This window comes from Pseudomonadota bacterium (assembly GCA_039818985.1).
Taxonomy (GTDB): domain Bacteria; phylum Pseudomonadota; class Alphaproteobacteria; order Sphingomonadales; family Sphingomonadaceae; genus Alterisphingorhabdus.
Genome location: JBCBSU010000001.1, coordinates 1,163,719 through 1,183,233 on the forward strand (window position 1 = coordinate 1,163,719; position 19,515 = coordinate 1,183,233).

The following is a 19,515-nucleotide window of genomic DNA, read 5'->3' on the forward strand; positions in this document are numbered from 1 at the left end:
CTGCTGCTGCGCAGTTATCGTGCATGCTCACATTTCCCCCTTGCTATTCTTACCCCATTATTGTTCCGGCCTAAAATAGCAAAGACGCTTTTGCGTGAATGGTGCTGACCTTCCTCCACCACTGGCCCTTTTCGCCGCGAGGCAGCAGCGCGACGATACAGCCGCCAAAGCCGGCACCGGTGATGCGGGCGCCATGGGCTCCGGCTTCAACCGCATCAGCCACCAGCCTATCGATTTCCGGGGTTGATGCGTCGAAGTCTTTGACCATGGAGTGATGCCCTATTTGCATCAATGCGCCGAATGCCGTGGCGTTCCCATTGCGCAGCGCCTCGACCGCTTGCATCACCCGTGCTTCCTCGCTGGCAATATGGCGCACCCGGCGTGATAACACCGGGTCCTGCAGCGCGGGGAGGGTGTCCTCGCGTGCGAGGTCTGTAAGCCAGGTGAGGCCAAGAAGCTGTCTTGCCCGTCCTGCTTCCTCGATACGCTGACGATAGCGGCCATCGGCAAGCGCGCGGTGCTGGCCCGAATGCACGACGGCGATGTCCCAGTCCGACGGCAGCGGCAGCCGCTCATATTCTAGCGAACGGCAGTCAAGCAGCAATATTTCGCCCGGCGCGGGGACTGCGATTGCCATCTGGTCCATAATACCGCAGGGCATTCCGATAAAATCATGCTCTACCGATTGCGCCAGCGTCGCAAGGTCGGTAGCCGCGAGGTTGTCGGGAGCGAATGCCTTGAGCACCGCGATGATTGTCGCGGCCGAAGAAGAAAGCCCGGCACCGACAGGGATGGCGCTGTCGCAATAGATGGCAGCGGCACCGGCGAGCCAGCCCTGGCTGCGCGCCGTTTCCAGCGCACCGGCAATATAATCGCTCCAGTGACCGGTCTTGGGTGCGCCACAGCGATATTGGGCGATATCATCGAACTGCGCCGAGGCGATGCGATCATGGTCACCGTCAATCGCTGCTGCTGCCAGCGAAATGCCGAAAGGCAGCGCCATGGGCAGGACATGACCGCCATGGCTGTCGATATGCTCACCGAGCAGATTGACCCGGCCCGGGGCAAAGCAGGTTGCATTCGCGGCCTCGCCGAAAAGCGCGGTAAAGCTCTCGGCGACCGTGTCCGTCGTCATGCAAACACCGTGCGCAGGGCTGCCGCCGCCTGTTCAGGGGCGATATCGACGGTGAACACCCCCGTTGCCTGTTCAACCGAAGCGAGAAATTTCACCCGTTTGGCATCGCGCAGCATCGGATAGAACTGGCTGGTGAAATGATAGGGGGCATCATGCCCGGTCGGTGCCGCGTGCAGGCTCATCATATAGGGCATGGGACGGTCAAACAGTGCGTCATAGGCAGCCTGCATCCGGCCCAGCATGGCGGCATAATCGCGCACTTCTGCGGCTGAGAAGGTCCATGGGCCGTGATGTGCGGTCTTGGGCACGATCCAGCATTCATAGGGGAAGCGGGCAAAAGGCGGCACCACTGCCTGCATGGTGGCATTGGCGGCGACATGATGCGCTTCGCCCCAGCTATCGATTGCTGTCGCAAGGTCATAGCCCTTGGCAAAACCGCGGGCGGCGTTGGCCTGTGGTTCGGGAACAATCGGGAAGCCGTAAATCTGTCCATGCGGATGGTGCAGAGTTGCGCCGATCTCGGTGCCACGGTTTTCGAATGGCAGGATATAGGCCAGTCCTGCAGCTCGCAGCATGCGATAGCGGTCGATCCACGCTTCGACCAGAAGGATGCGTTGATCCTGTACCAGATCGGCAAGACGGGTATCGGCGTCGGCGCTGTAGACAATCACCTCGCATGTGCCGCTGGCTGCAGTCCGCTCTTCTGCGTCTAAATGGTCTGCTGCCGGTTGCGCAGCATCGGGGTGCAGGCTGGGGAAGCGATTGTCGAACACCGCCAGTTCGAAATCGGCAAAAGGGATTTCGGTTTCGCCGCCATCGGGCCGCATCGGGGCAAGCGGATTGTCTGCCGGATTGGGCAAATGGGTGCGGTTTTGCCGATGCCCGGCATAGACAGCCCAGTCGCCGCGAAGCGGATCCCGTCGCAATTCACCACCCGGTGCGATGGTAGCCGCTGTCTCCGCCATAGGCGGCAGAGCATGTGGCTTATGGCCATAGAGATAGAGGCTGCGGCCATCGGCCTTGCGGTGATCGCGGCGATAGACCGGTCCTGCGGCGCCGGGCCCTTCAATGATATGTGCCTTGTCCGACATGGCTTGCATGCAAAGCCGATCAGGTTCAGGCTGGCAAGCGGTAATCACCATGCAGTTGAGGTTTGCCGATGCCCGTCACACAAAAGCCCGTCTCCATGGCGCTTGGTGTCTGCTATTATCCCGAGCACTGGCCCGAGACGATGTGGACCACTGATTTCGCGCGGATGCGCGAAATGGGCATATCGCGCATCCGCATTGGTGAATTTGCCTGGAGCCGGATCGAGCCCGAACCGGGGCGTTATGACTGGAGCTGGCTCGACCGGATCATGGAACTGGCCGACGCCTATGCCATGCAGATCGTGCTGTGCACCCCGACGGCGACACCGCCCAAATGGCTGATCGATGCGGTGCCCGATATATTGGCGCATGATCGTCATGGACGTCCGCGATGCTTTGGTTCGCGACGGCATTATTGCTTCTCCTCAGAGAATTATCGTGCCGAATCCCGACGCATTACCGAAGCACTTGCCAAACGCTATGGCCAGCATCACGAACTGGTGATGTGGCAGACCGATAATGAATATGGCTGCCATGACACGGTGCTGAGCTATTCGCCGATGGCCGCAAAAGCGTTCCGTGGCTGGCTGGCCACCCGCTATGGCACAGTTGAGGCACTTAACAGCGCCTGGGGCAATGTCTTCTGGAGCATGGAATATCGCAGCTTCGATGAGGTCGACCTGCCCAATGCTACGGTGACCGAACCCAATCCGTCGCATGTCCTCGATTTCCGGCGCTTCTCCTCCGACCAGTTGCGCAGCTTCAACGCCGAACAATGCGTGATATTGCGCAAATATGCCCCTGACATCCCGGTGAGCCATAATTTCATGGGGCATTTTACCGATTTCGATCATCATGCCGTCGGTGACGATCTCGATATGGCAACCTGGGACAGCTATCCGCTCGGCTTTCTGCAGCAGAACCCGGGCTATAGTGACGATGACAAGGCGCGCTACCGCTGCCGCGGCCATCCCGATTTTGCCGCCTTTCATCATGATCTTTATCGCGGTTGCGCACCGGCATGGGGTATCATGGAACAGCAGCCAGGGCCGGTAAACTGGGCCCAGCATAATGCTATGCCCGACACCGGCATGGTGCGGCTATGGAGCTGGGAGGCCTTTGCCCATGGCGCATCTCTGTTGAGCTGGTTCCGCTGGCGCCAGGTGCCGTTCGCGCAGGAGCAGATGCATGCCGGGCTGCGGTTGCCCGATGACCGGCCCGCACCGGTCTGGACCGAGCTGGAAACCATTGCCGAGGATCTGGCGCGCATTGGGCCAGTACAGCCGACACAGGCCGAGGTGGCGATCCTATTCGACTATGCTGCGCAATGGATGATCGAAACCCAGCCCCAGGGCGCGGATTTTGACTATGCGCAACAGGCCTTCGAGCTTTACGCCGCGCTGCGGCGGTGGGGCGTTTCGGTCGATATTGTCGGGCCAGCAGCGGCGCTGAATGGCTATAAGGCGCTGTTTGTGCCGAGCCTGCCCTATATGGCCGATGACCTGACCGATCGGCTCAAGGCTTTTGATGGTGTGCTGTGCCTGTTACCGCGTTGTGGCAGCAAGACCGAAACGCTGACCATCCCCGCCAGCTTGCCGCCGGGGCCGCTGGCCGAACTGATCCCGCTTCGGGTCGAGCAGGTCGAATCTCTCGCCGCATCGGTCGCTATTCCGGTGCATATTGGTGACAGCCGGTTCACCGCCAAATGCTGGCGCGAGCAGATTGTCAGCGATACCGAGCCGCTGGCGGGCTTTGGTGATGGCACAGGCGCATGGTTTGCGCGGGGGCATGTTCATTATCTCGCCTGCTGGCCCGGTGCCGATCTGATGGCTACAGTGATGGCCACTATCCTCAACGCCGCCGGTGTGGCGACACAGGAACTACCGGGCGGAGTCCGGCTGCGCCGCCATGGCGATCTGGTCTGTGCGTTCAACTATTCCGATGCCACCATCGACTGCACCGGCATCGGCGGACCAGCGGATGATGCGGACTATCTTCTTGGCCAGCGCCAGCTTGCCGCATGTAGAGTTGCAATCTGGCGCAGGGGCTGAGCGGTCGTGGCATCGCGCCGCTTTCATGCTATATTGTGCTACAGGGAATCGAAAAGGTAGTCGATATGCAGAAACACTGGATTATCATGCTGTTGCTGGCCGCAGTGATGGCGTGCAGCGCCCCGGAGGAAGCGCCTGCGCCGCTGGACGGGGCGTGGAGTCTGGTCCCCGATAATTCCCAGATTGCCTTTGTCTCGATAAAGGCTGACAGCGTCGGTGAAGCGCACCGTTTCCTCACCGAAAGCGGTGCGGTTGATGCCAGTGGCAAGGCTGAGGTCACAATCGACCTCAGCAGTGTCGATACCGCTGTGGATATTCGCGACGAGCGCATGCGTGATATCCTGTTCCAGGTCGAACAGTTTCCCGATGCAAAAGTCGGCGCGCAGATCGATCCGAAACTGTTGGAGACGCTCAAACTGGGCGAACAGAAAACCCTTACCACGCCCTTGTCGCTCGAGCTGCATGGCGTTGGCGGTGAATTCGATGCCGATCTGGCGGTAACCCGGATCGCCGATGATCGGGTTCTTGTGGAAACGGTCAAGCCGGTAATCGTCGATGCCACGCAGTTCGCACTCGGCGAAGGGCTTGATCAGCTGCGCGAAATTGCCGGCCTGCCGTCGATCAGCCCAGCCGTACCGGTAACTGCAAGCCTTGTTTTTGCCAAAGATGGCAGCGCACAATAAGCCCGCCCGGCACAGAGCCGGGGCGCGATGGCCGGGCCTTGCTTTCATCCGTCTGGTTTTGCTGGTTATTGCGGCACTGCCAGTTGGTGTTGCGACGGGCCAAGCGCCTGCCGAGACCTTCGGCATATGGCAAAACCCTTCGGGCAGCGTCCATATCGAGCTCTATACCTGTGGTGAATTTCGCTGCGGGCGTGTCGTCTGGGCTAGCGAAAAAGCCCAGAAGGATGCAAAGAAGGGCAGTGATGAGCCACTGATCGGCATGGTCATATTACGCAATTTCACACAGGACCGCAAAGGCATCTGGCGCGGCAGAGCCTATGTCGCCGACAAGGATCGCGAAGTGTCAGGCAGCGCCGAAGTGCTCGACCGCAACCGAATCAAGATCAAGGGCTGCCTGCTCGGCCGCGTTGGCTGCAGATCGCAGATATGGAAGCGTTTGGAGGGAGAAAGCTCGGCGACGAGAGCGGCGAGATAGTAGCTCGTTACTCAAAATGGAGACGTGAGAACGGCAATGGGTGTTTCCGCATCTTGTCAGCGGCTCAACCATTGCCTTTGAAATGGTCGCATTCAAAGCGGTAATGGCTTATGCGATTGGCAAGCGCTATGTAACCAAATGTAGCCAACAAGCCATCGCCGAGGGCAAACCAGAGCTGAAAATGACGCGCCGTGATCTATGGCCATAACGACGCTGGAGGGAAAATGTCACATTTGGTGCTGGTCGGCGGTCTCACAGGATCTGGGAAGTCTACCGTTGGTAAATATCTAACTCGGCGGGTAAAATATGCTTATCTGGACAAAGATACTCTGACACGTGAATTGGTTGATGCCCTTGTCGCAGAAGCTGGCAGTGATTTCGGGCCCGGGGATAGAGATTCTGTCATCTACGTGGAAAGGGCACGGCCTGCAGAATACCAATGCTTCATGAATACAGTCATGGAAAATGTAAGCTTAGGTATACCTACTATCGCGACAGCTCCTTTTATATCGGAAATGAATAATTCTTTATGGATTAAGAAGATTGCAGAGCAAGTAGATGATTATGATTTCAAACTAACGATGGTTTGGCTGGATTGCGATCTTGCGATCACAAAGCGTCGATTGATGCAGCGCAATGCTGTCAGAGACCAAATCAAAATGGCAATCTGGGAGGAATATGAGGCGTTTGCTCAAGGCATTGAAGTTCCCAAGCCTCCCGTCCTTATTTACGATAATCGGCCTGAACAGAGCATCCATAACATATGTGAGAAAATTATAAATGATGTTGAGCACTTTTGAACCACATGTCATTTTACTCAGTGGGCCGCCAACAAGCGGCAAGGACACATTGACGCAGTGTTTGCATGATTTGGACCCTTGTTATGTCATGGCTAACAAGTTCAAGGATTCGACATCTGGCAGTAGTAACCACATCATAATATCACCTGCAGAATTTGACTTGATGATTGAGCAGGAAGAATTACTGCAGTGGCATAGTCGTTATGGCAGGCGCTATGGTCTTTCTCGTAAAACTATAAATACCGCTCTTGATAACAGGCAATGGCCTATCGTTCATACAGGAAAATTGGAGAATCTATTAAATATCAAAGGTAAGGTTCATAATTCTCTCTCGATATTGTTGGCTTGTACTCCCCAAACAATTCATCAAAGACTCGCTGAACGCCATGCGGGTGATTTAGAAGAGCAGGCGACTCGATTTGAAGCAGCTCGGGAGGAATTGCAAGAGACTGCCCATAATCTGTCGTATTTTGATATTATATTCGATAATAATGGTAATGATCCAGTAAAAGCCGCGCATGCTCTAAATGAAGCTATTATAGCACATCTGGTGAATAATTGACCCCAATACTTCCCTTGCCAGTTGCTCGCTCGCCTTTGGCAGAGATAGATAGCGAGTTCTTGGAAAGGCTTGTCCGACATTATCAAAATTTTGACTTATCTTGCTTTATAATTTTTGGTAACAGTTTTGGTTTTGCAAAAAAAAATATTTCACAGCAATTAAGTATAGCAATAGATTTGGCTGAAAAAGCAAATGAAGCGCGGTTTTTTGTTTGCAGGCATGACAAAAAATGCCAATATAGTATTGATGGCAAATTTATATATCTGCCAGTTATTCAAGATTTGAAATCGCCAAGTCTGCTGTCTGGCAATGAGATTGCTTACGTTCATTCTACCTTTATCGGTCAATCTGAACGTTCGGTTCTGAAACAGCTCGCTCCACAGCTGCCGGCTTGCAATAAGCTTTGCCACCTGGAGCCGGATGAAGTTGTCGAACTGGGAATTTGTGCATCAAATCAAATATGGGCTTCCGATCGTTGTTTGCGTCGTGCTGCTAACTTGGGATTCAATGCATTCATAAGTTCTGTACTCCTAATCGCTCCCGAGCTTTGGGCTGCGGCAGATCGGCAAGAGGCTCTGAGTCGAATTGAAAATGCGCGTAAAACCCTGTTTCCTAAGGATCGCAAGCAAAAATCCGATTGGCTTAGAAAACAGCTCATTAAATTAGAAAACAGCTCATTAAAAGAGTAGGTGAGCCAGATGAATGGAGTATCGACAGACTTTCCTGAACGCGCGGGCGAAATAGACAAAATTCTTTGGTCAGGCCAAGAATTGACTAATCGATCTGTTCCAGCGTTGCAGATCAATGTGCTGCGCTTGGATACTAAAATTGTAACAGTCAATAGCTGTGAGTTCAAATATCTGGCCATAAAACAACTGATAGGGGCACCAAAAAAGCATATTCAGTTTGTGAATTGTGACTTTGCCGAAGGCATAAGAATTCACAGTGCTAAAGGCATTGAAGGGCTTTCTTTCACAAACTGCAATATTAAGGGAGATCTGATTATTCATCACCTGGATGGCTCGAGTGATGGAACGAAAATCTCTTTGCAAGACTCTGTTATCGATGGAACAGTCCGGCTTACGTCAGTCACTTGTCGTTCTTTTGTGATTGAGGGTTGTGCTATCCGTGAATTTGTTATGGATCAGTCTGAAGCAAGTGATGTTCTCACTTTGGCAGGCGGTTCCGTTATACACGGTCGCTTGCACATAAACAGCGGTACAAATTCTAGAGTTGATATTAAAGATACCGATCTACTGGGTTTAAGCAAGATAGCATTAGGGTCATGCTCTGCAATATCTATTCAGGATACGAATATTCAGACGATTCGAATTTCTCCGAGAAGCGCTACAACGAATTACTCGAATATAAAAGTTGACAATGTATCGGCAGAAAATGTTTTTGTTGAACATCTTCGTCAAATTAAAAAGTTGGCAATTACCCGGAGTTCTTTTTCGCAGATCGTAAGATTCCGACGCCTAACATGGTCATTACAATCAAAGTTTGAAATTAACGATGTCAGGGAATGCGGGCGATTTGCTTTTTACTCACCCAAATATCTCTCCGGACATAAAGATGAACGGCAAGTGGATGAAACGGAATTTCCAGCTTGCCTAAGTTTAAAGCGGCTTGAGCCCGCGCAGGTTCGTTTTGACAGTGACAGTGCTGAATTCTTTGAAAAAAAGTCAAGGACAACTTATGATGTTGCACTTGGATCAATACTGGAAAATTACTATAATAGTGAAAACGAAACATCTAAAGCTGACACGGCAAAATACCGTAAAATGATCCAGTTGCACAAGTGGTCAATTAAGCAAGGTAGATATCAGAAAATAGTTCCTCTGATATTATTTGGATATTTATATGGCTATGGCGTCAGGCTCTTTAATCAAGTGATTTCAATACTAACTATAGGTTTATTGGCTTCTGTTATGGTAACTGTTGGACGCAACGATTGGACCAAATGGTTTTTCAATGATTCTTCTGATGTCCCAATTTCTGTTGGATTGGATGTTTTGGTACTTATATTTGTGGGTGTAGGAGGCCCATGGTTGCAGGATACTGCTGTATCTTCTCAAGGGACATTGGCGGTCAGTATTTTTCGCACAGTAGCTTTTTTGTCACTCTCGGCATCCATTGTACAGAAGATTGGTCGAAGCTAGAATCATCAAATGCAGATTTAGAAGAGCATATAGCAACAAGGTTTGGCCTGCATATTATCGGGATAAAGTTTACCGAGAGATGCTGCGCTCATAATCGCTTTACAGGCCAGCCACTTTTATCGCTCCGACTGATGATCCGGCCAACTGAGCCGTATGTTATACGTCACTGCCCATGCAGGTGATGATCCCTGATGAGGGAGCGACAAACTGACAAATTGCTCGTGCATTTCAACAGCAATATAGAAGATACCAAAAGGGTGATGGAAGCAGACTATCGCGGAGCCTATAAAAATTTGGCGGACTTTGCCCATGAGCTGACTGAAAAAATAGGTCAGAGAGGGGGAATTTCGCCATCCGCGATGTGTTTACGGCGCAAACCACCTGGGAAGAATTTCATGTGTTTTGGTCGGGGAGAGAGGATTCGAACCTCCGGCCCCTGCCTCCCGAAGACAGTGCTCTACCAGGCTGAGCTACTCCCCGACGGTTCGATGACATCGCCATGGCGATGGAAGGCAGGCATGCGCCTATAGGCAAGCCGCTGAGGCGATGCAAGTCTGCAATTTGCCTCTGTAGCGTCGCCATCGGGCCAGCGGGATAACCGGTCTGCCACTCTGGCAAGATGCGCGGTTTTGGCTTAGTCAAATGCCATGTCAGCGATTCTCACCGAGCCCGAAATGCCGTCTGTTGCGCATTATGAAGACCAGTATCTGGCGCTGATGCGGACCATCTGGCGCGATGGTGTGCACCGGGGGGATCGCACCGGCACCGGCACGCGCGCGCTATTCGGTGCCAATATGCGCTTTTCGCTCGCCGATGGCGCGGTGCCGTTGCTTACGACCAAGCGGGTTTACTGGAAGACGGCGGCGCGTGAGATGCTGTGGTTTCTCTCCGGTGACACCAATATCCGACCGCTGGTCGAGCAGAAGGTGCATATCTGGACCGACTGGCCGCTGGCCAAATATCGCGCGGCGACCGGCGAGGATATCGACCGCGATGCTTTCGAGGCGCGGATCATCGCCGATGCCGGTTTTGCCACACAATGGGGTGATCTGGGTCCGGTCTATGGTAAGCAGTGGGTCGACTGGCCGGTTTATGACCCGGCACCCGAGGCAGGTGAGGGGCTGTATCGCCGCCGCCAGCACGGCATCAACCAGATTGCCGATCTTGTCACCAGCCTGCGCGACAATCCGGGGTCGCGCCGCCATATCTTTGAGGGCTGGAATGTCGCCGAACTCGACCGGATGGCGCTACCGCCTTGCCACAAAACCTATCAGTTCTTTGTCGCCGAGGGGCAGCTGACATGCCTGCTCTATCAGCGCTCCTGTGATGTTGCGCTCGGGGTTCCGTTCAATATCTTCTCGGCCGCGCTGCTGACCCATATGTTGGCACAGCAATGCGGTCTGGCGCCGGGCGAGTTGATCTGGAATGGCGGCGATGTCCATCTCTACGAGAATCACGAATCGCTGGTCACCGAGCAACTGTCACGCACTCCATCGGGCTATCCCAGGCTTGAGATTGCCCGCCGTGCATCGGACATATTCGGTTACCGGATCGAGGATTTTGTGGTGCATGATTACACGCCACAGGCACATATTGCTGCACCTGTTGCGGTGTAGCGTTTTTGGGGCAGAACTATTGCCCTAAAAAGCGAAACCTAATATTATGACAGCAATGCGCAATATATTGCGCGACATCATATTCCCACGGCATTGCACCAGGCGCGCCAGACGCCGGGCATCTTTTTGCAGGAGAGGGCATGGCTGACCACGATCATAATGCACCGGCGGGCGCAAAGCCGAACCTGCCGCCTCTGTCGCTGCATGTTCCCGAGCCGAAATTTCGCCCCGGTGATGCGGTGGATTACAGCAACCTCGCCATTCCCGCAGCTGGCAAGCAGCCGCGACCCGACACCGCCGCCGATCCCGCCGATATGCGCGACATGGTCTATGATCTGGTGCGGGTGCTTGATGATAAGGGCAAGGCGGTCGGGCCATGGGACCCGAAGCTGAAGCCCGATATACTGATCGCGATGCTCGAGAAAATGGCGCTGGTCCGTGCCTTTGACGAGCGGCTGTTCCGGGCTCAGCGCCAGGGCAAGACCAGCTTCTACATGAAATGCCGCGGTGAGGAGGCGACGTCTGTTTGCGCCGCCTTTGCGCTGGCCTTTGATGACATGGTGTTCCCCAGCTACCGCCAGCAGGGCGTGCTGATCGCGCGCGATTATTCGCTGGTCGAGATGATCAACCAGATCTACTCGAACAAGGGCGATAAGCTGAAGGGCCGTCAGCTGCCGATCATGTACTGCTCGCGCGAGCACAGTTTTTTCACTATTTCGGGCAATCTTGCGACGCAATATCCGCAGGCCGTGGGTTGGGCAATGGCAAGTGCGATCAAGAGCGACAACCGTATCGCCGCGACCTGGTGCGGAGAGGGGTCTACAGCAGAGGGTGATTTCCACAGCGCGGTCACCTTCGCCTCGGTCTATAACGCGCCGGTGATCCTCAAGGTCGTCAATAACCAATGGGCGATTTCCAGCTTTTCCGGCTTTGCGGGGGCAGAACGCACGACCTTTGCCGCGCGCGCTGTCGGCTATGGCATTGCCGGACTGCGCGTCGACGGCAATGATGCTCTGGCGGTCTATGCCGCTACGCAATGGGCTGCCGAGCGCGCGCGTACCAATCAGGGGCCGACGCTGATCGAATATTTCACCTATCGCGCTGAAGGCCACAGCACCTCGGACGATCCTTCCGCTTATCGCAGCGCTGACGAGAGCAAGGAATGGCCGCTCGGTGACCCGATTAACCGGCTGAAACAACATCTCATCGGGCTTGGCGAGTGGGATGAACAGCGCCATGCGGCAATGGATGAACGCCTCGCCAATGAGGTGAAGGCCGCGACCAAGGAAGCCGAGAAGAACGGCATATTGGGCCATGGTCTGCACCAGCCGTTCGAGACGATGTTCCAGGATGTGTTCGAGGATCTTCCCTGGCACCTCAAAGAGCAGAGCGAACAGGCCAACCGCGAACGGGCCAAAAAGTGGCCGGAGTAAGCGATATGGATGCACAGGACAGCGCAGCAAAAACCGCAGAGCCCGAACAGGCAGGCGACAGCACCCAGCCAGCGGAAAAGCGCATGAACATGATTGAGGCGATCAACAACGCTCTCGATATCATGCTCGAGCGTGACCCTAATGTGATCCTGATGGGCGAGGATATCGGCTATTTTGGCGGCGTGTTCCGCTGCACCGCCGGTTTGCAGGAAAAGCATGGCCTGACCCGGGTATTCGACACACCGATCAGTGAATGCGGCATTATCGGTGCCGCCGTGGGGATGGGCGCCTATGGCCTGCGTCCGGTGCCGGAAATCCAGTTTGCCGATTATATCTATCCCGGTATCGACCAGCTGATCTCCGAGGCGGCGCGGCTGCGCTATCGCTCGGCGGGTGAATTTATCTCGCCGATGACGGTGCGCTCTCCCTTTGGCGGCGGCATCTTTGGTGGCCAGACGCACAGCCAGTCACCGGAAAGCCTGTTCACCCATGTTGCGGGTTTGAAAACGGTCATTCCATCCAGCCCTTATGACGCCAAGGGTCTGTTGATTGCTGCGATCGAAGACAATGATCCGGTGATCTTTTTCGAGCCCAAGCGCATTTATAACGGACCGTTTGACGGCTTTTACGACCGCCCGGTCCAGCCCTGGTCGAAGCATCCGGACTCGCTGGTGCCTGAGGATTATTATCGTATCGATCTCGGCAAGGCGAAGATCGTGCGCGAGGGTCAGGATTTCACCATTCTGGCCTATGGCACCATGGTGCATGTCGCTCGGGCCGTTGTCGAGCATCAGGGCGTGGATGCCGAGATTATCGACCTGCGCACGCTGGTGCCGCTGGATATCGAGGCCATCGAGCAATCGATCAAAAAGACGGGTCGTTGCATGATCATCCATGAAGCCACCCGCACCAGCGGCTTTGGGGCGGAACTGTCGGCGCTGGTGCAGGAGCGCTGCTTCTACCACCTCGAAGCCCCGATCGAACGCGTCACCGGCTTCGACACGCCCTATCCGCATTCGCTAGAATGGGCTTATTTCCCGGGCCCGATCCGTATTGGCGAAGCGATCGAGACTATCCTGAAGGACTGACCATCATGGCGAAATTCATCTATAACCTTCCCGATATCGGCGAGGGCATTGCCGAAGCCGAGATTGTCGGCTGGCATGTGAAGATTGGCGATACGGTGTCCGAGGACGACCAGATCGCCGATATGATGACCGACAAGGCAACGGTCGAGATCGAGTCCCCGGTGAGCGGCAAGGTGGTCGCGGTAGCCGGAGAGGTTGGTGATGTGATCGCCATTGGCGGCATGCTGGTGGAAATCGAGGTCGAGGGCGATCTCCCGGATGATGCGGCGCAAAAGGCCGAAGAGGCCGTGGCGGAAGCACCGCCGGTTGCACCCGAGGCAGAGGATGTACCAGCACCTGCGTCAGTCCCGGCACCTGCACCCGCCGCACCGGCTCCTGCACCAGCCCCAGTCCCAGCCCCAGCACAGGTCGAAACCGTGCCGGAAGAGGCCAGGGTTCAGGCATCGCCCGCAGTGCGCAAGCGGGCGCGTGAACTGGGTGTCAATCTTGCACGGGTCAAACCCCAGGCCGATGGCCGTATCCGTCATGCCGATCTCGATGCGTTTCTGAGCTATGGCGGCGGCGCCGCGCATGGTGGTCGTAAGCCCGATGAGGCACTGAAAGTCATCGGTATGCGCAAGCGGATTGCCCAGAACATGGCGGAATCGAAGCGCAATATCCCGCATTTCACCTATGTCGAAGAGATTGACGTGACCGGGATGGAAGCGATGCGCGCCGACATGAACGGCAATCGTGGCGACAGGCCCAAGCTAACCGCACTGCCGCTGCTGATTACAGCGATCTGCCGCACCCTGCGCGACTATCCGATGCTCAATGCGCGTTATGATGACGAGGCCAATGTCGTTACCCGTTCCGGCGCGGTGCATCTTGGCATCGCAACGCAGACCGATGCCGGCCTGATGGTGCCGGTGTTGCGTGGTGCCGAGAGCATGACCATATGGGATATGGCGAGCGAAATTGCCCGTCTCGCTGAAGCCGCGCGCACCGGTAAAGCGCGTAGTGATGAATTGTCCGGAGGGACGCTAACCTTGACCTCGCTGGGGCCGTTGGGCGGTATCAGCACGACGCCGGTTATCAATCGCCCGGAAGTCGCGATTATCGGGCCGAACAAGATCGTTGAACGTCCTGTTGTAATCGATAGCGAGATCACCATCCGCAAGATGATGAATCTCTCCATCTCTTGCGACCATCGTGTGGTCGATGGCTATGATGCGGCCAGCTTCGTTCAGGATCTGAAGCGCCGGATTGAAACGCCGGTGTTTATCTTTGCCGATTGATTAGCGGCCCAAAAGTCCACCCAGACTCTGTTGGTCAAATTTCAGGCGGAAGGTAATGAACGGACCGCTCCGGGTATAACGACTGTCTTCAAAGTCGCGATCCTCAAAGCCGACAAAATTGTAACCAACCGAAATATAACCGTTTTCAAAGGGCGTGATGCCGACCGTCGGGCCGCCGGCCCAGGCGATGCTGTCGGCATCGGTGCCGATACGCACGGTGCCGGCAGCACCGGCATCGATGGTGTCGCTGAGGTCAAAGCGGAAATCGGCACCGACGACATTGCTCCAGCCTTCGACATCATCCGGTCCGAAGCGATCAAAGACATAGCGCGTGCCCCAGAAGAAGCCGTATTCTCCGCGCTCGATAAAGGCGCCGCGATTATTGTCGATCGGGGTATAGTTGATGCTCAGGCTGTTGATCACACGGCGCGAGGTAACATCGCCATTGACCATCAACAGTGCGCCGCCAACCGGTCCGGCCTGTCCGGCAACAGCATCGCGCACGCTGTCCTCGCGGAATTCGATCTTTTCGAGGAATGACCAGCGGCTGTTGTCCGGCCGATGGGCCCAGCTCAGCTCACCCTCGATAGTATCGGTTTGCGGGCCACCATCGGCTTCGGCCCGGAAATAGCTGAACAGGCCGCCAATATTGCTGCCATTGCCGGTCTGTTTGAGCACCGCGCTGGTGACACCATAACGGTCACCCAGATCGCCGGCGCGATATTCGGCGCGGCTGGCCCAGCTCCAGTCCTTGTTGCGATAGGTCGCTCCGGCTGTCACCGCGATGAAATCTTCGGTCAGCGCGCCATTGGCTGCCAGGAAGCCGCCATTGGCCACTGGTTGCAGCGGGTTGATGACATTGGCGGGGTCGATATCGCCATTGAAGGTCTGGTTGCCGTCGAGCGAGAAATCGACAGTCCATTTCTCGCTCAGCTTCAATGACTGGGCAAAACCGTAGGCGGCAAAGCTGCGCGGCCCGAATTCGGCAATATCCTGCTGATTGGCGGTGGCGAGGATGCGGCCACCTGCCCAGGGCGTGATCTCGAAGCCGACCCGTGCGGTCTGGGCGTCGAAAGTGGCACCGTCGGTAATCTCATAGCTGCCGAGAATGCGGACATCCTTGGTGATGGCATAGCGCGCGCCAAAGCTGTGCCGCGCCGGGAAGTCGACACTTTCATCCTGACCGCCAATGGCGAAGGACGTTTGCGCGTCGAGCTCGAGCTTGTTGTCGAACAGCCGCTGCGACCCGCCCAGCGTGGCGATGGTCGAACGGTTGATGCGGCCATCGGTAAAACGATCCTCGGCATGGGTGATACCGGCGCGCAGAGAGGTCCTGTTGGCGCGATATTCCAGCTCGGCGCTGCCAGCACGGCGACGGGCGCCGGAAACCAGAAAGTCTTCCTGATAAGCGGTAACGGCCAGGCTGATTTCCTTGGTGAAGCGATAACGGCTGTCCAGTCCGAATTTGCGGGTGCCGCTTTCGACGGCATTTTGCTGACCCAGGCCAAAATTGTTCGACTGGCGGCGGACATAGGCGAGAATATCGAAATCCTTGCCGTGATGCTCGGCTTCGACCAGCCAGGCCGTCGCGGTACCGGCATCGGGGCGGCCACTGGCGACATCGCTGGTGCCGTCGGTCACGGCAAATTCGGCGCGCAGTTCGGTCTTGAGGTTCGGGCGATAGCGCAGGTCAACACCGCCAAGATCGGTATTACTGTCCGCCGTTTCGTCATGGATGGCGGTGGCGGCGACCTGCAGTTTCTGGTCCTTGCTGCGCCAGCTGACCCGGCCACCGGCATTCATCGCGCGCTGACCAACACCATCAACCTCATATTCGGCGATGATGAACTGCGGATCGAGGTTGATCCGGCTCAATATCGGCTCGCGGAAGCGCAGTGTACCGGCGATATAGTCAATATCGTAATCGATATGCCGCGTCAGCTGGCGCTCATCGACGATGCGGTCGGAACGGAAACGGTCGCGGATCTGCAGTGTGACGCGTTCGGAATTGATGATGATATCACGTGCCGACAGGGCATAGGGACCGGTCAGGCCATTGCCCTGAATTTCCTCGCGGCGGAAGCGGAATGGCGTGTCGGCACCGAAAACAGTCGCCGAGACCTGATCCGAGCGATATTCCGCCTTCACCCCGTTGAACGAGCGCTGATAGCGGGAAAGCTGCGATTCTCCGAGACCGGTTTCATAATCGCCGAACAGAGCATAGAATTGCGGTCGCTCCAGCCGGATATACAGCCGGCGCAGGCTAGCAGCGTCGAAGCGCTGTTCCGACCGGTCGGCATAGATGGTGTAATAGCTGCGTGGATCGATAACACCGCCAAACTCGGTCTCATCGCGTTCCTTGTCGCTGTCATAGGCAAGAGTGAGCAACCATTTACCCAATATCCGGCCTTTGGCGTAAAGCGCGACCCGACCGTCGAGATTGATGCTGTCCTCATCATCGGCCAATGCCTCGAGGCGGCTGTCCAGCGTATTGAACCCGACGGTACCTGCGGCAAAACCGACGACGGTCCATGGGCGTTCGCCCGGATCAAGCCAGGTCTCGATACGCTGCGGCCGCGAGACTTCACCATCCTGAAAATTGAAATCGACCGATACCGTACCCGATGCTGTGGTCGGTGCCAGTTCGATATAGGCGATGCCGTCATCGCCCTCGACCCGCCATACCGGGCGTGCGCGTTCGAGCCCCGAAAGCTGCTGTGCTTGTTGTGCATCGACCTCGATGGCAGGCTGATAGGGGGCTGGAACCGCAAAATCGCCGACTACGCCATGACGTACCGGCTTGCCGTCGCGGTCGGTCAGCCGCACAGCGATGACCGGACGTGTGATACCGTCGGCAACCAGTACCGACCGGTCCTTGAGAAACTCGACATTGAGCGGGCTGGCGGAATAATGCACTTCGCGGGTCAGTTCCTCGACAACCTTGCCACCGGCATTGAGCACCCTTGCGCGCAGCACATTGGTACGGTCATCCAGTTCGATGCCGCGCCACAGGCTCACGCCCCAGCGGCCATCGGGGCTTTTGCGTGTGCCATCGAACGACAGCAGGTCGACCACCTTGCCGTTGATGCTGAGCTCGACGGTCTGGCCCGCCATATGCTTGATCGCAACGCGCAGGCCCTTGGAGCGCGGATTGTGGTCAATCGCGGGGAACAGCCAGCCAATGCCGGCTTCCTGACCGGCAAACCAGTCACGATCGGTGCCAGCGGCCTGCTGATCGGTAAGCACTTTGGGGCGCGCGGTTGCTGGTGTGACAGCCTGTGGTGCCTCGCGTGGCGCCGTTTGGCGGGCACGGAAGTCGGCGCGTTTCAGGCTGCCGCCCCGGCCTTCGACAAAGCGCGAAATGGCGCTGCCCGCGCTGCGGGTGTTCCGGGCGCAATCGACAGGCGCCATGTCGAGCGGGAAGGTCGACGGATCGACCTGCACGACATGGAGTCCTGGCAATACGCCTTCAAAATGATAGCGGCCATCCTGATCGGTAATGGCGAAACGGCCATCCTCCATCATCACCCGGACGCCCGCAATGCCGTTGGCGCCGCGTGGATCAATGGTACAGGCGCCATCGGTAATACGCCCGGTAATGGTGAAACGGTCGCCAATGGTATCGCGCGCGATGCGGGTAAAGGCCTCGGCAATGCCGCTGACCGCGCCGAGATTGTCGGTGGCGGTTGCCTGGTTGACGATATCGCCGGGCAGGGCATCGGGCCGGACCTCGGTCAGATAGGTCAGCAGCCCGCTTTCCCTTGGGCCAAGCGCTGGTACGGTGACCGCGAAGCGGCGACCATCAGCAGCGATATCGGCGCTCACACGTTCGCCATTATAGCGGATGGTATCGGCGCGCAGCCGCAGCGCATTGGGCAGCTCATCGCTGATGGTAACAACACCGGTAGATCGCTGGGCATCGCTGTTTCTGACGGTGATGCGATATTGCAGCACATCGCCGGGCACTGCCAAAGCCGCCGACACTGTCTTGGTCAGGCTGATCGGCACCGCGGGCTGGTCGACCGGAATGTCGATCCGCACCGGGTCGGGATCGGACAGCGTTATGATACCGCCATAAGACCCTTCCACAATGGTGAAAGGGTCTCCGTCCGGGCGCCGCAGCGGGGCAATCTGCTCAGGCGTTCGCTCCGAGGTCCAGCTGAACGGATCAGGTGGGTCGACAATGACCCTGTAATTGCCAGGCCTCGCCAGCGGGAAGCGATAGAAACCCGGGCCGAAATCATAGACGGTGCCGCCGCTGTCGGTAACGGTCGATCCGGTAATGATTGTCGAGGGGAAGGCCGAAACCCCGTCATTGCCGAAGACTTCCGCCGGTTGCCCGCTATCGGCATCGACCAGCGTCACGCGCGCACCGGAGACCGGAGTGCCGTCGGCACTGTCGAAGACGATACCGAAGGGATCGATCAGCACCTCGACATCGGCGGTGCCAAGCAATGTGTCGATACCATCGTCGAAAATCTCGATGCCAAGCTGAGTACCGGGTGCAAGCGAGAGCACGCAATTTTCACGGATCAGCGCGGGAGGAATAGCGATGGTGTTGATTACCGACAGGAATTCGCCGCTATCCGGGGCGGTTTCCGTTGCGGAGATGATCTCGCGGTCGCCTTCGGGCGTCACCAGCGCAATATCGAACACATCCACGGCATCGGGATCGACATTGTGATCCGGCGAACTGATGGCGATGACCATCGGTTCATTCGGCGTGATGCCGGTGCGCGAGCCGAGCGATGCCGGGCTGGTGTCCATATCGGCAAATGGGCCGCGAAGCGCTATAGGGATGCTACCATTGGCGGTCCGGCACTGGGTCTGCGGCAGATTTGCCTGTGTTCCGCCACCCGGCGGGTCGTCAAACTGGAAAACGGTAATGGTTACCGGGCCGCCATTGCCCGGTGGTGCACTGATGTCGAAATCCACCCTGTTCGAAGGCTGCCTGATGCGGCCATTCGGTCCATCCCATTCTACCGACGCGACATTGCTGATGGTCTGGGCCGTTGCCTGCGTTGATGGCAAAGCGAGGCCCAAGCCAGCAATCGCGAGAGCGAAGGGCTTAACAAGGGTGGTTAGCAGTTTCATCTGAACAGGAGGGGATGGTCAGTAGGCAAAAGCTCCTCTGACCATCCCTGT

14 protein-coding genes and 1 tRNA gene are annotated in these 19,515 nt (G+C 56.6%); 11 read left to right on the forward strand and 4 right to left on the reverse strand.

Going from position 1 to position 19,515, the window contains the following annotated elements:
- Window positions 1-70: 70 nt before the first annotated feature.
- Window positions 71-1,135, reverse strand: coding sequence for a galactokinase (gene galK, locus AAFX04_05530; protein ID MEO1044883.1), 1,065 nt, complete (start codon window positions 1,133-1,135; stop codon window positions 71-73).
- Entirely contained in the window at window positions 1,132-2,235 is a 1,104-nt protein-coding gene (locus tag AAFX04_05535) for a galactose-1-phosphate uridylyltransferase (protein ID MEO1044884.1), read from the reverse strand. The genes galK and AAFX04_05535 overlap by 4 nt, the downstream gene beginning before the upstream one ends.
- 59 nt (window positions 2,236-2,294) lie before the next feature.
- On the opposite strand from AAFX04_05535, the gene AAFX04_05540 reads away from it, so the two are divergent.
- The 7 genes from AAFX04_05540 to AAFX04_05570 all read left to right on the forward strand — a co-directional run bounded on the left by AAFX04_05540 (window position 2,295) and on the right by AAFX04_05570 (window position 8,956).
- Complete coding sequence (locus AAFX04_05540) at window positions 2,295-4,274, forward strand: beta-galactosidase (protein ID MEO1044885.1); 1,980 nt, start codon at window positions 2,295-2,297, stop codon at window positions 4,272-4,274.
- 35 nt (window positions 4,275-4,309) lie between these two features.
- The gene (locus tag AAFX04_05545) at window positions 4,310-4,957 is read left to right on the forward strand and encodes a YceI family protein (protein MEO1044886.1); all 648 of its coding nucleotides are present in this window, start codon (window positions 4,310-4,312) and stop codon (window positions 4,955-4,957) included.
- Window positions 4,941-5,432, forward strand: coding sequence for a DUF2147 domain-containing protein (locus tag AAFX04_05550; protein ID MEO1044887.1), 492 nt, complete (start codon window positions 4,941-4,943; stop codon window positions 5,430-5,432). Before AAFX04_05545 ends, AAFX04_05550 begins: the two co-directional genes overlap by 17 nt.
- A 191-nt stretch (window positions 5,433-5,623) precedes the next feature.
- Window positions 5,624-6,232: an AAA family ATPase gene (locus AAFX04_05555; protein ID MEO1044888.1), complete on the forward strand. Its 609-nt coding sequence runs from the start codon at window positions 5,624-5,626 to the stop codon at window positions 6,230-6,232.
- A complete protein-coding gene (locus AAFX04_05560) occupies window positions 6,216-6,794 on the forward strand; it encodes a hypothetical protein (protein ID MEO1044889.1) in 579 nt (192 codons plus the stop codon). Before AAFX04_05555 ends, AAFX04_05560 begins: the two co-directional genes overlap by 17 nt.
- Before the next feature lie 35 nt (window positions 6,795-6,829).
- Window positions 6,830-7,483: a hypothetical protein gene (locus tag AAFX04_05565; GenBank protein ID MEO1044890.1), complete on the forward strand. Its 654-nt coding sequence runs from the start codon at window positions 6,830-6,832 to the stop codon at window positions 7,481-7,483.
- A 9-nt stretch (window positions 7,484-7,492) separates the two neighbouring features.
- A complete protein-coding gene (locus tag AAFX04_05570) occupies window positions 7,493-8,956 on the forward strand; it encodes a hypothetical protein (protein ID MEO1044891.1) in 1,464 nt (487 codons plus the stop codon).
- Window positions 8,957-9,359: 403 nt separating this feature from the next.
- On the opposite strand, the gene AAFX04_05575 is transcribed toward AAFX04_05570, so the two are convergent.
- Window positions 9,360-9,436: transfer RNA gene (locus AAFX04_05575), tRNA-Pro, on the reverse strand.
- A 167-nt stretch (window positions 9,437-9,603) separates the two neighbouring features.
- On the opposite strand from AAFX04_05575, the gene thyA reads away from it, so the two are divergent.
- The 4 genes from thyA (at window position 9,604) to AAFX04_05595 (ending at window position 14,370) form a co-directional block, all read left to right on the forward strand.
- On the forward strand, window positions 9,604-10,572 hold the full coding sequence (gene thyA, locus AAFX04_05580; GenBank protein MEO1044892.1) for a thymidylate synthase: 969 nt from the start codon (window positions 9,604-9,606) through the stop codon (window positions 10,570-10,572).
- Between the two features lie 140 nt (window positions 10,573-10,712).
- Window positions 10,713-12,005 carry a 3-methyl-2-oxobutanoate dehydrogenase (2-methylpropanoyl-transferring) subunit alpha gene (locus AAFX04_05585; protein ID MEO1044893.1) on the forward strand — a complete coding sequence of 431 codons (1,293 nt, stop codon included), beginning with the start codon at window positions 10,713-10,715 and terminating at the stop codon, window positions 12,003-12,005.
- 83 nt (window positions 12,006-12,088) lie between these two features.
- A complete protein-coding gene (locus tag AAFX04_05590) occupies window positions 12,089-13,093 on the forward strand; it encodes an alpha-ketoacid dehydrogenase subunit beta (protein ID MEO1044894.1) in 1,005 nt (334 codons plus the stop codon).
- 5 nt (window positions 13,094-13,098) lie between these two features.
- The gene (locus tag AAFX04_05595) at window positions 13,099-14,370 is read left to right on the forward strand and encodes a dihydrolipoamide acetyltransferase family protein (GenBank protein MEO1044895.1); all 1,272 of its coding nucleotides are present in this window, start codon (window positions 13,099-13,101) and stop codon (window positions 14,368-14,370) included.
- Here the strand turns inward: AAFX04_05595 and AAFX04_05600 are convergent, their stop codons facing one another.
- Window positions 14,371-19,464, reverse strand: coding sequence for a hypothetical protein (locus AAFX04_05600; protein ID MEO1044896.1), 5,094 nt, complete (start codon window positions 19,462-19,464; stop codon window positions 14,371-14,373).
- Between the last annotated feature and the right edge of the window lie 51 nt (window positions 19,465-19,515).

Excerpts from the sequence above, each read along its gene's own strand:
- AAFX04_05570 (MEO1044891.1), top strand. The coding sequence starts at position 7,493 with ATGAATGGAGTATCGACAGACTTTCCTGAACGCGCGGGCGAAATAGAC.
- AAFX04_05595 (MEO1044895.1), top strand. The coding sequence starts at position 13,099 with ATGGCGAAATTCATCTATAACCTTCCCGATATCGGCGAGGGCATTGCC.
- AAFX04_05560 (MEO1044889.1), top strand. The coding sequence starts at position 6,216 with ATGTTGAGCACTTTTGAACCACATGTCATTTTACTCAGTGGGCCGCCA.
- AAFX04_05540 (MEO1044885.1), top strand. The coding sequence starts at position 2,295 with ATGCCCGTCACACAAAAGCCCGTCTCCATGGCGCTTGGTGTCTGCTAT.
- AAFX04_05585 (MEO1044893.1), top strand. The coding sequence starts at position 10,713 with ATGGCTGACCACGATCATAATGCACCGGCGGGCGCAAAGCCGAACCTG.
- AAFX04_05535 (MEO1044884.1), bottom strand. The coding sequence starts at position 2,235 with ATGCAAGCCATGTCGGACAAGGCACATATCATTGAAGGGCCCGGCGCC.
- AAFX04_05600 (MEO1044896.1), bottom strand. The coding sequence starts at position 19,464 with ATGAAACTGCTAACCACCCTTGTTAAGCCCTTCGCTCTCGCGATTGCT.
- galK (MEO1044883.1), bottom strand. The coding sequence starts at position 1,135 with ATGACGACGGACACGGTCGCCGAGAGCTTTACCGCGCTTTTCGGCGAG.
- thyA (MEO1044892.1), top strand. The coding sequence starts at position 9,604 with ATGTCAGCGATTCTCACCGAGCCCGAAATGCCGTCTGTTGCGCATTAT.
- AAFX04_05590 (MEO1044894.1), top strand. The coding sequence starts at position 12,089 with ATGAACATGATTGAGGCGATCAACAACGCTCTCGATATCATGCTCGAG.
- AAFX04_05550 (MEO1044887.1), top strand. The coding sequence starts at position 4,941 with ATGGCAGCGCACAATAAGCCCGCCCGGCACAGAGCCGGGGCGCGATGG.